The sequence below is a fragment of the Simiaoa sp. genome, assembly GCF_051972595.1.
Lineage (GTDB): Bacteria > Bacillota > Clostridia > Lachnospirales > Lachnospiraceae > Acetatifactor > Acetatifactor hominis.
Genome location: NZ_JBOKRY010000005.1, coordinates 34,675 through 48,928, shown reverse-complemented (window position 1 = coordinate 48,928; position 14,254 = coordinate 34,675). Strand labels below are relative to the sequence as shown.

Sequence of the window (14,254 nt, the reverse complement as noted above, 5' to 3'; positions counted from 1 at the left end):
GGGCTTCTATTTTTCTCTTCCCCATTCGCCGGGAATGCGTTATAATGAACTAATGGACTTTTACAGAAAGGTATGGTAAGGAAAATGTTAGAAGGACAAAAATGTCTGGTCATCGGCTCTGGCATCAGCGGGATCGGTGCAGTGGCTTTATTGGAAAAATACAATGCAGACGTAGTTCTGTATGACAGCAGTGATAAATTGACAGGGGAAGATCTGAAGGCAAAGCTTCCGGAAGGAAGTCAGGCGGTCTGCATCGCCGGAGAACTTCCTGAAAATGTGGAGTTAAGTATTCAGGCAGCAGTATTAAGTCCCGGAGTACCTACGGATATTCCTCTGGTGAACCGCATGAGAGACCGCGGCGTACAGATCTTAGGCGAGATTGAACTGGGATTCCTTGCGGAGCAGGGCAGAGTGATCGCCATTACCGGTACCAACGGCAAGACGACGACCACCACACTCACCGGTGAGATCATGAAGGCACACTTCGGTGAGGATAAGACTTTTGTGGTAGGTAACATCGGTAATCCCTATACCCTGGAAGCTGATAAGACTTCGAAGGACAGTGTTACTGTGGGAGAGATCAGTTCTTTCCAGTTAGAGACCATACATACATTCCATCCGGTGGTATCCGCAATCCTGAACATCACACCGGATCACCTGAACAGACATCACACCATGGAAGCCTATGTGGCGGCTAAGGAAACAGTGGCCTCCCATCAGACGAAGGCAGATATCTGTGTGCTGAATTATGACAATGATTATACCAGAGATTTCGCCGACAGATGTCCTGCCACTCCGGTCCTGTTCTCCTCCCATCACGAGCTGGAGAACGGTTATTTCCTGCGGGATGACAAGATCATCAAGAGCGTAAACGGCGAAGAGCACGAGCTGATGGATATTCATAAAGATATGAATCTGGTAGGATTGTGCAATGTGGAAAATGTTATGGCAGCCATTGCTATCGCAGAGGGCATGCAGGTACCCATGGAGACGATCCTTACTGTGATCCGCGGTTTCCACGCAGTGGAGCACAGAATCGAGTTCGTGGCCACCAAGGGTGGTGTGGATTATTACAACGATTCCAAGGGAACCAATCCCGATGCCGCTATTCAGGGCATCAAAGCCATGAGCAAACCGACGGTTCTCATCGGCGGCGGTTATGACAAGCAGAGCGAATATGACGAGTGGATCGACAGCTTTGACGGCAAGGTAAAATGCCTCGTCCTCATCGGACAGACCAGAGAGAAGATTGCAGAGTGTGCCAAGAAGCATGGGTTTGATAAAATCCGTTTTGCGGATACCTATGAGGAATGTCTGAAGCTGTGTACGGAACTGGCAGAACCTGGAGATGCGGTTCTTCTGTCTCCGGCATGTGCAAGCTGGGGTATGTTCCCGAACTATGAAGTCAGAGGACAGCTTTTCAAAGAGTATGTGCATGGTCTGGCAGAATAATAGTAATAGAAAGTAATAATGTATAGAAATAAAGGAGTAAAAGCAGGCATGGCAGAAGCTCGCAGAAAACGTAAAAGGAAACAACAATCTGAATACTTTTTTGATTACAGTCTGCTTTTCATTGTATTGTTTTTATTGGGATTTGGTCTGATCATGATCTATTCCGCCAGCTCCTATGAGGCATATGACACTTATGGGGATGCAGCCTATTATATGAAAAAACAGTTGATCGCCAATATCATCGGACTGGTATTCATGATCATCATTGCCAATATCCCGTATACGTTTTGGGAGAGGTTCGCAACACTGGGCTATGTGGTCTCCATGGTGCTGATCTTCCTGGTGCTGACACCGTTAGGTATCAGTTCCCACGGTGCAAGACGATGGATCGGTATTCCGCATACCGGCTTTAACTTACAGCCGGCAGAGGTGGCAAAGCTGTGTATGATCCTGTTCCTGGCAAGTCTGGTATGTAAGATGGGAAAAAGCGTCCGCACCATGAAGGGATTTTTCATTATGATGGCAGCACCTCTGCCGATCGCGGCATGCGTATATCTCATTACGGATAACTTGAGCTCTGCAATCATTATTATGGGTATTGCCATCCTGATGGTGTTTGTGGCAAGCCCGGATTACAAGAAATTTATCATCATGGGATTAAGTGTGATAGCCGCTGCTGCGCTGCTGGTATTTTTAGTAGTACAGATGGGTGATAAAATAGAAGGTTTCCGTCTGGCGAGAATCCAGGCGTGGCTGAATCCGGAGAGTCAGGCGCAGGACAAAGGCTTCCAGACATTACAGGCACTGTATGCCATCGGTAGCGGCGGCATCTGGGGCAAGGGACTGGGACAAAGCATGCAGAAGTTAAGCTTTCTGCCCGAGGCACAGAACGATATGATCTTCTCCATTATCTGTGAGGAACTGGGATTGTTCGGAGCGGTTGCCATTATTCTGATGTTCATTATGCTGCTGTGGCGGATGATGGTCATTGCCAACAATGCACCGGATCTGTTCGGCGCCATGCTGGTAGTAGGTGTTATGGGACACATTGCGATTCAGGCAATCCTGAACATTGCGGTTGTGACTAACTCCATTCCGAATACCGGAATCTCCCTGCCGTTTATCAGTTACGGTGGCTCTTCGGCACTGTTTCTTTTGTCGGAGATCGGTCTGGTCTTAAGTGTGGCGCGGAGGATCCAGCTAAAAGAGTTGTAGAAATGCATATTTAGAAGACATGGTACGAAACAGTGCCTTCCTACATAAAATAAGATTATCATAAAAATGGGGATGGTGCTGTATGAAGGGAATCCGCATACAGGGCGGCATGCCGCTACAGGGAAAGGTACGCATACAAGGGTCTAAAAATGCGACACTTCCGATCCTGGCGGCAACGCTTCTTACCAATGAAGTATCCTATATTCAGAACTGCCCGAGGATCGAGGATGTGCATCGGTTCGTACATCTGTTGCGGGAACTGGGATGTATGGTACACTGGCAGGAGAATGGGATCCGGGTACAGCCGGGAAGCAGAGATGACCTGCCCTGTGAGAGAGCAGAGGCAAGGAGAATGCGCGGAGAAGCCATTACCGGTATGCGCTCATCGCTGTGTCTGCTGGGAGCATTGCTCGGCAGGTGCGGTTATGTGACCATGGAACATCCGGGAGGATGTGTCATCGGTGACAGACCCATTGATCTGCATATTCATGCACTGGAACAGATGGGTGTCGAATTCAACGAAGAGGACGGACTTTTGTCCGCACGGGCAAAAAATCTGCACGGTGCCCGGATCACACTGAAATTCCCCAGTGTTGGCGCAACGGAGAATATTTTGCTGGCAGCGGTAAAAGCCACCGGAGACACTGTGATCACCGGTGCAGCTTTAGAGCCGGAAGTGATCGCGCTTTGTGAATTCCTGACGGCATGCGGGGCTTCGATCGAAGGAATCGGAAGTCCGGAACTTATCATCCATGGTGGCGAAGATATTCACGGAACTCGGTATACGGTTCCGACGGACCGGATCGTGGCAGGAACGTATCTGTTCGGCTGTATCGGCTGCGGCGGGAGTGTGTTGTTAAATCAGGCACCCTGGAGACAGATGGAAGCAGTGACTGTGGCTGCGGAGAGAATGGGGGCACAATGTACCGTCTCTGAAGAGGGACTGTTTGTACAGGCACCGGGAAGACCAAAGAGTATCGGGCATCTGCAGACCGGACCGTACCCGGGATTCCCTACGGATCTGCAGTCGGCGGCGATGGCGGTACTGACCATGGCAGAGGGAATCAGTTGTATTGAAGAGAATATTTTCGAGAACCGTTTTCGAATTGCAGAACCCTTAAAACGTATGGGGGCACAGATCGTCTTAAAAGACGGACAGCACGCGGTGATCACCGGAGTGGAACACCTTCATGGAGAGCAGCTGGACGCCTGTGAACTCCGCGGTGGGGCAGCACTGGTCTTAGCCGGCCTTGCGGCGGAGGGTGAGAGTTTCGTGACGGGACAGCACTTTATAGAACGCGGATATGAGAATATCTGCAGAGATTTCAGAGAATTAGGAGCACGGATCATCAGTGTATAGAGACCGAAGCAGAATTATCAGAAAAATAGTGATCATAGGCATCCTGCTGCTTGCACTGGGCGGGGGAGCCGTTGCATTGCACTCCGTGTATACGGTCCGTACCGTGTATGTGGAGGGCAATGTACATTATACGGAAGACGAGATCAAAGAGATCGTAATGGCGGGACCGTTAGGGGACAATTCCCTGTATCTTTCGTTAAAATACAGAGACAGAGGTATTCAGGACATTCCCTTTGTGGATGTGATGAACGTATCCATTCTGGCTCCCGACACCATCAAGATCACTGTATACGAAAAAGCACTGGCAGGATATGTGAAATATCTGGATACCTATATGTATTTTGACAAGGACGGCTATGTGGTGGAAAGCTCCGGGATCCGTACCCAGGGAATTCCCCAGATCACGGGACTGTCCTTCGATCATATCGTGCTGGGGGAGCAGCTGCCGGTGGAAGATCCGCAGGTATTTGCCAGGATCATGGATCTGACCAAGCTGTTAAATAAGTATTCACTGGCTGCGGACAAGATCTACCTTCACTCTTCCGGAGAGATTACAATCTACTTTGGACAGATCAAGGTAGCCATGGGCATTGACAGCAGTCATCTGGAGGACAAGCTGCAGCTTTTGCCGGGATTTTTGGAGAAACTGGAAGGAAAAAGCGGAACCCTGCAGATGGAAAATTATGAGGAAGGAAAGGGGAAATTTACATTCAAGCCGGATGCGTGAAACATTTGTGAAACATTTTGAAAAAATAGGTTGCTAAATTTGTAAAATGATTATATGATAGTCTATGTGAAGTTGAAAAAGGTTAAAAGGAGGAACTAACCTTGCTGGAAATTAAGACGAATGACGCGGATGTAGCTGCCAAGATCATCGTAGTCGGTGTAGGTGGCGCGGGTAACAACGCTGTAAATAGAATGGTAGATGAGAAAATTGACGGAGTGGATTTTATCGGTGTGAATACCGATAAGCAGGCATTACAGCTCTGCAAGGCTCCGAAGCTGCTGCAGATCGGTGAGAAGCTTACCAAGGGTCTTGGCGCGGGAGCCAAGCCTGAGATCGGTGAGAAGGCTGCCGAGGAGAGTGCGGAAGAGATTTCCGCAGCACTGAAGGGTGCAGACATGGTATTTGTTACCTGCGGTATGGGTGGCGGTACCGGAACCGGAGCTGCTCCGGTAGTGGCAAAGCTTGCAAAGGATATGGGCATCTTAACCGTTGGTGTAGTGACGAAGCCTTTCCGCTTTGAAGCAAAAGCCCGTATGGTGAATGCATTAAACGGTATCGAGCGTATCAAGGAACACGTGGATACCCTGATCGTAATACCCAATGATAAGCTGTTGGAGATCGTGGACAGACGTACCACCATGCCCGAAGCACTGAAGAAGGCGGATGAAGTACTTCAGCAGGCAGTACAGGGAATCACTGATCTGATCAACGTTCCCGCAGTCATCAATCTGGACTTCGCAGATGTACAGACTGTTATGAAGGACAAGGGTATCGCCCACATCGGTATCGGTGAAGGCAAGGGTGATGACAAGGCTATGGAAGCTGTCAAGATGGCAGTAGAGAGCCCTCTGTTAGAGACCACCATTTCCGGTGCTTCTCATGTCATTATCAATATCTCCGGAGACATTACGTTGGCAGACGCATCCGATGCGGCAAGCTATGTACAGGAGCTGGCAGGTGACGATGTGAATATTATCTTTGGTGCCATGTACGATGAGTCCAAGTCCGATAGCTGTACGATCACCGTGATCGCTACCGGTCTGGAAGATAAGGCAAACAGTGCGGTACAGAGCCGCTTAGGCGGAGGCGCTGCATTCAGACAGCCCGCTTCCCATATGACTCCGACTTCTCTGAAGGGACTGCAGCCCACCGCGCCTGCTACCCCCGCAGCACAGGGAGGACAGGCTACGAGACCCGTACAGCCCGTACCCGGCATTCATAAGCCTGCAGATATTAGAAGCTCCGTAGAAGAGAAATCTCTGAAGATTCCTGATTTCTTACAGAGAAAGTAATACTTAGTATTTGTTTTTATCATAACGGAACATAATAAGAGCCACGACACAGAATACTGTGTTGTGGCTTGTTTTGCGTGGAGATTTTAGGAAAGCGTATTAGTCTGCCGTTCTCTTTTTCCTGTGCAGGGAAACGATCCTCTCACCCAGTACGAAGAAGGCGCCGATGGCACAGGGTAAAAGCATGGTGTCGAAACGGTATAACACCACGGCGGACAAGGCTTTGGCTTCGGGCAGAAGCCGACGGAACAACAGGACGAAGACAGCTTCCACGGAGCCGATGCCGGCAGGTGTGGAAATGATGCCGGCGAGGGACTGGCTTAAGGCGGTCAGCGAAAAACATTGCAAAGCCGTGAAAGGCAGAGACTCTGTGGTGGAGCTGCGAAAGACCATCCAGGGGATGAGATACCAGGTAGTGAATTTTAACAGATTGCACAGGAATAGGCGAAGGAGTAGCAGAGGATCCTTTAACAGAGACCGGCTTTCCGCCTGCAGCTGGGCAAGCTTATGTCCGGCACCGGTGAGTTTTTCCTCCCAGGAGGGATGTTTTGCGCGGAGGTGATTGGCCAGCAGATTACAGGCAGTCTGCATCCAGGGAACGGTAGCCACTGCTAACAGAACTCCGGCAATCACACAGACGCCTGCAAATCCCAGCAGAATATAACCTTGATAATCGGCAAATGAAGCATGAATAAATCCGTAGGTTACCAAAAACAATAGCATACTAAAGAATGCCATAGAGACCTTGTGGACGATATATTGGAAAAAGTACATGCCGGTGGCATTGGGGACCGGGATGCCGGCTTTGTTCAGGTAATAGATTCCTGCGATGCCGGAACCGCTGCCCAGCGTGGCTGTCTTATAGAAAGAGCAGTAGAAAGCATTACAGAATCCCTTCCAGCGGGGATATTCCGGGTGTGTTTTATGCACGATCAGCCAGGTGATGTGCCCTTCACAGATATGGTAGAGGATCACGGTCAGAAACAGGGACAAGACCACCTGTGGGGAGACACCGGCAAGCTCCGTCAGCATATCCCCCATGGAATCACGGAAGCTGTAATACAGGATGCCTAATAACAGACAGACAAACAGAAGCTTTCCTGCGAATTTTAATCTCTTTTTGGTAGTATCCGACACGGATGTTTCCTCCTTTTTGAATCTTTTGGTAAGTAAAAATCTATTTTGATTGTCTCTCTTTTGCCTGAAAATGGAAAGAAACAGATTTTGAAAAACGTAGTCTTTTCACCGCATAAGTTTATCCTTTTTTTAGAATAAGGTAAGAGAATATCCATTGATTGTGTGGCAAAAAGTGGCTATGATTGATTTATTACAACAGATTTGGACAATAATACAAGAATGAGAAAGGGAAAATGTATGCAGGAAGTCAAACAACCAAACAAAAAACCGTTCATATTCTATTATATGATTGCATTGATCGTAATTATCCTGATCAACAGCCTTCTGGTACCGCAGATCGTACAGCGGGCAGTGAAGGAAGTGGATTACAACACTTTTATGCAGATGACTTATGATAAACAGATCGACGAGGTACAGGTCCAGGATAATCAGATCGTGTTTACCGCAAAAGATGACAAGACCATCTACAAGACCGGTCTGATGGATGATCCGGACAGAACGCAGAGACTGTATGACAGCGGGGCAAAATTCTCCAGTGAGATCGTGGAGGAAGCTTCACCACTCTTGAGTTTTCTAATCAGCTGGCTGCTGCCTTTGATCATCATTATTGGCTTCGGACAATTGATGTACCGTCAGATGACGAAAAAAGCCGGCGGTGACTCCATGATGTTTGGCATGGGCGGTATGGGCAAGAGCAATGCGAAGGTCTATGTGAAGTCTTCCAACGGTATCAAGTTCACCGATGTGGCAGGTGAGGATGAGGCGAAGGAAAATCTGACAGAGATCGTGGAATACCTGCATGACCCCGACAAATACAAAGAGATCGGTGCTTCCATGCCGAAGGGTATCCTCTTGGTAGGCCCTCCCGGAACCGGTAAGACAATGTTAGCCAAGGCGGTAGCCGGAGAAGCCAATGTTCCCTTTTTTTCCATGTCGGGTTCGGAATTCGTGGAGATGTTCGTAGGTATGGGTGCCTCCAAGGTCAGAGACTTGTTCAGACAGGCGAAGGAAAAGGCTCCCTGTATCGTATTTATCGATGAGATCGACGCCATCGGTAAAAAGCGTGACGGACAGGTGGGCGGTAACGATGAGAGAGAACAGACCCTGAACCAGTTGTTAACGGAGATGGATGGTTTTGAAGGCAACAACGGCGTTATCATCCTGGCAGCCACCAACCGTCCGGAGAGTCTGGATCCCGCACTGCTACGTCCCGGTCGTTTTGACAGACGTGTGCCGGTAGAACTTCCCGACCTGAAAGGAAGAGAAGAAATCCTGAAAGTGCATGCCCGTAAGATCAAAGTCGCAGATAATGTAGACTTCAATAAGATCGCACGTATGGCTTCCGGAGCCTCCGGTGCGGAGCTTGCCAATATCGTCAATGAGGCAGCTCTTCGTGCAGTCAGAGATGGACGTAAGTTCGCAACCCAGGCAGACTTAGAAGAGAGTATTGAAGTAGTCATTGCCGGTTATCAGAAAAAGAATGCCATCCTTACAGATAAGGAAAAGCGGATCGTGGCATACCATGAGATCGGACACGCACTGGTGGCAGCAAAGCAGACCAATTCCGCACCGGTGCAGAAGATCACCATTGTTCCCCGTACCTCTGGTGCACTGGGTTATACCATGCAGGTGGAAGAGGAAGGCAATCATTATCTGATGAGCAAGGAAGAGATGGAGAATAAGATCGCTACACTGACCGGCGGACGTGCTGCGGAAGAGATCGCCTTCGGGTCTGTGACCACCGGAGCTTCCAACGATATCGAACAGGCTACCAAGCTTGCCAGAGGCATGATTACCCGCTACGGTATGAGCAAAGATTTTGATATGGTAGCCATGGAGACCGTGACGAACCAGTATCTGGGTGGAGATTCCTCCCTGACCTGTTCCATGGAGACCCAGACTGCCATCGACAGAGAAGTGGTGGAGCTGGTGAAAAAACAGCATGAGAAGGCAGGACAGATCCTGTTGGAAAATCGTGCGAAACTGGATGAACTGTCCCAGTATTTATATGAAAAAGAGACCATTACCGGAGAAGAATTTATGAAGATATTGAATTCCTGAAAGGGTTCCCAGAGAAGACGGAATCGGCGTTTGTGCCGGTTCCGTTTTGCGTTAAGAAAATCTTAATCATATGGTAAAGGCATCTTAACCCGTGCCTGCTGTTATCTTAAGAAAGAAACCGCTATACTTTTCCTGTAAGAAAAAGCTGTGGAAGTGCAAATTTGTAGATTACGGGAAAGGACTGGATATTAAGATGCGAAACAGAAACTACTTTAATAACAATAACATGCAAAAAGGAATCGCACTGGCGACCTGTATGGCAATCGTCATGGGACTGCTCACCGGCTGCGGGAACAAGAATGATCTGCAGATCCAAACATCTCCGGAAGAAGCGCAGAAGGGACGTTATGTGGAGACGGAACTTTCGCTGCCGGAGGAATGGAAGGACAAGAGTATCAGTCAGATTTTCCGTTCGGATGACGAACTCCATTTTCTTGTGGCAGGAGGCGCAGAAGGTCAGGTCTCTTTAGAGGAATGGAAGCTGGGAGAAGGAGATACTCTGACGGAAGTGACGAAGGACTGGCTGAAGGCGCTTCCCGAGGGAGAGAGTCTGGAGAGCAGTGACAGTTTTACACTGTTGCAGGATGCGGAGGGGAATCAGTACCTGTACGGTAACTGTTACCGGGACGAGGAGAACTCTTCCGCACATCTGTGGAAGGAAGCGGACGGCAGTGCGCTGGATATTACACCACAGAAGTGGTTGGAGACTATGGATATGGATGGCTATCGGTTCTATGATACGCCGCAGTATGTGACACTGACAGAGGACGGATTGTTAGTGGGACTGTCTTATTTTTCCCTGGATGTTGTATTGGCACAGGACGGAAGCCTGGTGAGCAGCCAGGAGAGCGACAGCCTGACAGACAGTGGCAGTCTGTCGGATAATAAGTGGGTCAGTGCTGTGGGAGATACGTTGTATCTGGCACAGGCGGATGAACAGGGGAACGTGAACGGTCTGTTGCAGATGCAGCTGGACGGAAGCAATGGGGCAAAATCTAAGGGAGAGATTCCCTTTTCCCAGGACAGTTACAGTTCTGCTTATTTCAGCGTGCTGGAAGACGGTACAGTCTATGCGGCGGATGCAGACGGATTCTTCCGCTGTGACGTGGGCGATACCAACTGGCAGAAGCTGCTTCAGGGAGTCGATACCGGTTTTTCTCTGTCGAATCAATGGTGCAGGGATATTGTGGCACTGTCGGATGGCAGTGTATACGCGTGGTTTGGAAGTGAGAGCGGGGATAAAATAATGATTTATCGATATGATCCCGATGCGGTGATAGAGGTGACCGAAGAACTGACGCTGTATACCGTGGAGGAGAGCTTCTTTTTACAGCAGGCTGCGGTGCAGTATCATAAGCAGCATCCGGAGGTACTGATCCATGTGGATGCGGCAATCTCCATGACGGATAAATACAGCGGAAATGCGGATTATCAGCAGATCTATCAGGATCTGAACACTTCCCTGACCTCCGGCAACGGACCGGATCTCATGGTGATGGATCATCTGAAACTGGACACGTATGCCTCTAAGGGCTTGCTGTTTAATCTGCAGGAGATATTGCAGCCAATGGAAGAGGACGGAACCCTGCTTTCCAACATTACAACAGCCTATGAGGAGACGGATGGAGCCCGGTATGCGGTGCCGCTGCAATTCGGATTATTGTTAGCTGTCGGCAGGGATGTGCAGCCGGAGGAAATGAGCAGCATGGACGCTATTGCAAAGACGGTATCCGGAAAGACGGAGAACTATCTGGGAGACCGTACCTGCGGCGAACTGGTGGAAGAGTTCTGTCCGTTGATCGTGGATGATATTTTACAGAACCGTCAGGTGAATCGTGATATCTTACGTCCCTGGCTGGAAGATTTGAAGAAGATTGCAGATAACTGCGGCATCCTGCCTTCCAGAAAAGAAGGTCGTGCAGCGAATATCTGGGATCTGGGATCTGATGTGAAGCTGGTACTTCAGGAGACCGACGGCTTTAATGAGGCAATGATGCCATATGCTGTGGCGGAGCTTTTGAATGCCAATGTGGTCTCCATGGAAAACGCATTTTATCCGAAGATGGTCATTGGAATCAACAGCCGGAGTGAGCATGTGGAGACTGCAAAAGAGTTCCTGCGTTTTGCTCTGTCCGAAGAATTACAGAGTGTGGATACCTATGAGGGCTTCCCTGTCAATGCAAAAGCGTTGAAGACGCAGGCTGCAGCAGACCGCAGCATGGCGGAAGCCTATACCACCTATGATATCGACGGAAGCACCGTAGAGTTCGCCATCAAATCCTACTCTGAGGAGACAGCGAACCATCTGATGGAGCTGTGCCGTGCAGCCACACTGTGCCTCAAGGAAGACACTCAGATCGAGACCTCCCTGACAGAGAGTTTACAGGCATACCTGAACGGGCAGGCGAGTGTGGAGGAAGCTATGGATGCTGTGGAAGGAAGCCTGAAGATGTATCTGGCGGAGTAGTGCTCCGCCTGGCATCCAATAGTCGATTTCCACAGGAAAGTAACTTGTAAACATAGGATAAAGCCGCTATAATTTTAAGTATAAGAAAGGCGGTGGAGAATTTACTTATGGAGATTTATGTGGATGCGGATGCCTGTCCGGTGGTGGACATAGTGGAAAAAACAGCACGGAAGTATCAGATTCCGGTGACACTTCTGTGCGATACCAATCATATACTGACTTCCGGTTACAGCGAGGTAGTGGTCGTAGGAGCCGGGGCAGATGCAGTGGATTATAAGCTGATCAGTCTCTGTCGCAGGGGTGATATCGTGGTAACTCAGGACTATGGTGTGGCAGCCATGGCGCTGGGCAAGAGTGCCTACGCCATCCACCAGTCCGGTAAATGGTACACGGATGAGAACATCGACCAGATGCTCATGGAACGACATCTGAATAAAAAGGCAAGAAGAGCTTCTCATAAAAATCATTTAAAAGGTCCGAAGAAGCGAACAGAAGAGGATGACGAGAGATTTGCACAGTCCTTCGAGCAGCTGATAAAAGCGGTGCTGAAGGAAACCGTAAAGACTTATATTCCATAGGAAAGCAGTTTGTATAAGTATAAAGGATCTGAAGAGACGGACAAGGGAGTATAAGAGAGGGTCGTGTAATGGGATTATTTTCAAAGAGAACCAAAAAGAAGACTTACGACAGAAGCAATCAAAAACCTGTCATCAAAGCCAGTATCTGCAACGGTGAACAGGTGGCAGGATTCAAGGATATTCGCACGGGAAAATTTGAAGAGATCATGCTGATCCGCCAGGCGGAAGACCTTGAGACATTTAAGACGATGTATGGGATTGAGGGAGAGATTACGAAGGAATACTGAGGAGCCTCGATTCAAATAGATGGCTATGAATGAAGATCTGCTATGGGAAACGATACAAATGTTAATATTGGAAATTATGGAGAATATTTTGTTGCCGGTGAATTAGAGAGAAGAGGAATGTCTGATGCAATTGAAGAATAAAGACAAGAGGGATTGATTTCTCAGTCCCTCTTGTTGTATAATCTATTTAGAAAGGTGGTCGGAAGTGAAAATTCCGATTTGCCCTCAGTTGTTAGATTGAGAATAGCATCCTAAACTTTGCGAGGGTAGAGGATGCTATTTCTTTTTGTTATTATTATCACCATGTCTGTCAATGTAAGATAAAGCTGCAAAGACAACTAACAATAGAGTAAGTACTTCCATCGTATCCATGGGCATCCCTCCTTTGTGAACCAGAGGGTATTCAACAATCGGAAAATCGCATCCGCTTTCTGTTCGACTATACAAGCATATTATAACATAAATAGAACATATGTTCAATGACTATCTAAAGACATTTCAATCCTAATGCCGGATTTGTGTATTTTCCAAGGCAGTATTTAATGCTGTGACATCGTTTTGTTTGCAACCGAAACACAAAAATACATGACGTAATAGGTATAAATTGATTTTGTAAAGCGAGGAATAGACTATGAAAAGAAAAATTATTTTAGCACTGATGGCAATATGTATTTTATCTTTTGTTTCCTGCGGAAAACAGGAAACTACAGCTACAACAGAATCCATCCCCACTGCCGTTGAATCCGCACAAGTAGAAACTGCAGAAACGACCACGGAGACAATAGAAAGCACTGAGGTAGTAGAGGATAACACAAGTGAAATAGAGACGGAAGCTGAAGCAACAGAGACAGAAGTAACCAACATAGAAGAAGCAGAGCCGCTTTCAGAACAGGATCTTGCATTTAGTTTCCTCGGATATGATACTTACAATGAATATGTAGAAGCAGGAAATGACGGAGTTGCATATATACTTGCGGACAATGCAAACATGATCGTATCAGGAGAGTTTACAGATCATGATAATGTCGTAGAAAGTACAGTAAGAGGTATTAAGCTTGGAGATAGCATAGACAAAGTATTTGAATTATACGGAAATACAGAATATCATTCTACAGATATTAAAGATATGCCATAATACTTCGTGAAGAGTTCAGTTGCCTTGAATCTATCACGAACAGGGACACGATCAACTGGATTCTGAAAAATGAATACAGGAGGTCGATTATGGAACATTTACCGAAACGAATCACCGAGAACGGCATTGACTATATACTGGTCGGTGACTACTATATCCCTGACCTGCGGCTGCCGGAGGAATCCCGTCCTATCGGACGCTGGGGACGGATGCACCGGGATTATCTGAAAGAATGGCGTCCGGTCTTGTACAATGACCTGCTTTTGTCCGGCAGGTTCTGGACGTACCTTGCAGACTTAAACGAACAGGCACAGAACCGGCTGGAGGTAATCACCGAGCAGATGAAAGCCGCCAGTATGCTGCCATTCAGGAACTGGACGAAGCCATGCTGCACCGTCTGATCAGCCGGATTGTAGTCGGCGAAATGAAGAAAGTGGATGGACAGAAACAGCAGGAAGTGAAAATCATCTACAACTTTGTGGGTGAGATACCGGAATAAGCACCGCAAAACCATAACAAAGCAGCCCGTCTGAAAGGTATAAG

12 protein-coding genes and 1 pseudogene are annotated in these 14,254 nt (G+C 48.1%); 12 read left to right on the top strand and 1 reads right to left on the bottom strand.

Annotation, left to right across the window (positions count from 1 at the left end; translation table 11 throughout):
- Positions 1–84: 84 nt before the first annotated feature.
- From murD to ftsZ, 5 genes are all read left to right on the top strand, one after another.
- A complete protein-coding gene (gene murD / locus ACTRDR_RS03030) occupies positions 85–1,452 on the top strand; it encodes a UDP-N-acetylmuramoyl-L-alanine--D-glutamate ligase (RefSeq protein WP_440526107.1) in 1,368 nt (455 codons plus the stop codon).
- A 48-nt stretch (positions 1,453–1,500) separates the two neighbouring features.
- Positions 1,501–2,667 carry an FtsW/RodA/SpoVE family cell cycle protein gene (locus ACTRDR_RS03025; RefSeq protein ID WP_440526106.1) on the top strand — a complete coding sequence of 389 codons (1,167 nt, stop codon included), beginning with the start codon at positions 1,501–1,503 and terminating at the stop codon, positions 2,665–2,667.
- Between the two features lie 82 nt (positions 2,668–2,749).
- Positions 2,750–4,027 carry a UDP-N-acetylglucosamine 1-carboxyvinyltransferase gene (gene murA, locus ACTRDR_RS03020; protein WP_440526105.1) on the top strand — a complete coding sequence of 426 codons (1,278 nt, stop codon included), beginning with the start codon at positions 2,750–2,752 and terminating at the stop codon, positions 4,025–4,027.
- The gene (locus ACTRDR_RS03015) at positions 4,020–4,754 is read left to right on the top strand and encodes a cell division protein FtsQ/DivIB (protein ID WP_440526104.1); all 735 of its coding nucleotides are present in this window, start codon (positions 4,020–4,022) and stop codon (positions 4,752–4,754) included. The genes murA and ACTRDR_RS03015 overlap by 8 nt, the downstream gene beginning before the upstream one ends.
- 101 nt (positions 4,755–4,855) lie before the next feature.
- Positions 4,856–6,046 carry a cell division protein FtsZ gene (ftsZ, locus tag ACTRDR_RS03010; protein ID WP_440526103.1) on the top strand — a complete coding sequence of 397 codons (1,191 nt, stop codon included), beginning with the start codon at positions 4,856–4,858 and terminating at the stop codon, positions 6,044–6,046.
- Positions 6,047–6,145: 99 nt separating this feature from the next.
- Here the strand turns inward: ftsZ and ACTRDR_RS03005 are convergent, their stop codons facing one another.
- Positions 6,146–7,183 carry a lysylphosphatidylglycerol synthase transmembrane domain-containing protein gene (locus ACTRDR_RS03005; protein ID WP_440526102.1) on the bottom strand — a complete coding sequence of 346 codons (1,038 nt, stop codon included), beginning with the start codon at positions 7,181–7,183 and terminating at the stop codon, positions 6,146–6,148.
- 237 nt (positions 7,184–7,420) lie between these two features.
- Here ACTRDR_RS03005 and ftsH point away from each other — a divergent pair, with 237 nt between their 5' ends.
- The 7 genes and pseudogenes from ftsH to ACTRDR_RS02970 form a co-directional block, all read left to right on the top strand.
- On the top strand, positions 7,421–9,244 hold the full coding sequence (ftsH, locus tag ACTRDR_RS03000; RefSeq protein ID WP_440526101.1) for an ATP-dependent zinc metalloprotease FtsH: 1,824 nt from the start codon (positions 7,421–7,423) through the stop codon (positions 9,242–9,244).
- A 193-nt stretch (positions 9,245–9,437) separates the two neighbouring features.
- Positions 9,438–11,711, top strand: coding sequence for an extracellular solute-binding protein (locus ACTRDR_RS02995; RefSeq protein WP_440526100.1), 2,274 nt, complete (start codon positions 9,438–9,440; stop codon positions 11,709–11,711).
- Between the two features lie 107 nt (positions 11,712–11,818).
- The gene (locus ACTRDR_RS02990; protein WP_440526099.1) at positions 11,819–12,289 is read left to right on the top strand and encodes a YaiI/YqxD family protein; all 471 of its coding nucleotides are present in this window, start codon (positions 11,819–11,821) and stop codon (positions 12,287–12,289) included.
- Positions 12,290–12,357: 68 nt separating this feature from the next.
- Entirely contained in the window at positions 12,358–12,576 is a 219-nt protein-coding gene (locus ACTRDR_RS02985; RefSeq protein WP_118550565.1) for an aspartate dehydrogenase, read from the top strand.
- Between the two features lie 631 nt (positions 12,577–13,207).
- Entirely contained in the window at positions 13,208–13,711 is a 504-nt protein-coding gene (locus tag ACTRDR_RS02980) for a hypothetical protein (protein ID WP_118550566.1), read from the top strand.
- An 89-nt stretch (positions 13,712–13,800) separates the two neighbouring features.
- Entirely contained in the window at positions 13,801–14,112 is a 312-nt protein-coding gene (locus ACTRDR_RS02975) for a TnpV protein (RefSeq protein WP_118550567.1), read from the top strand.
- A pseudogene (locus tag ACTRDR_RS02970) lies at positions 14,055–14,210 on the top strand (DUF4368 domain-containing protein); the annotation flags it as partial. The gene ACTRDR_RS02975 and the pseudogene ACTRDR_RS02970, both read left to right, overlap by 58 nt.
- Positions 14,211–14,254: the final 44 nt, after the last annotated feature.